The 234-nt window shown below is 28.6% G+C and carries 1 protein-coding gene; it reads left to right on the plus strand.

The genetic code is table 11. From position 1 onward, the window contains the following. Positions 1-53: 53 nt before the first annotated feature. Positions 54-234: MCP four helix bundle domain-containing protein (locus R0K30_RS23590; RefSeq protein ID WP_410613468.1), on the plus strand; the 181-nt coding region annotated here is incomplete at its 3' end.

Below are 234 nucleotides of genomic sequence, written 5' to 3' on the forward strand. Positions count from 1 at the left end.
GTTATTTTTCAAAGATACAAGTCGATAAATGGACTGCCAAAAGGAATTTAAAAATGATCTCAAATTTAAATCAGATTGGTTTCACTTCAATTAAAGCAAAATTATTAGCGAGTTTTAGTCTAATAATCATCATGCTAATTGTTACTGCTGGGATTGGTATATATAACCTTTCCATAATGAATGATCAGATGAGTAAAATAATTAATGTTTCAGCTGAAAAAGTAAAACTCGCAG

The sequence above is a fragment of the Bacillus sp. SIMBA_154 genome (assembly GCF_046536015.1).
GTDB classification, from domain to species: Bacteria; Bacillota; Bacilli; order Bacillales; family Bacillaceae; genus Bacillus; species Bacillus pumilus_P.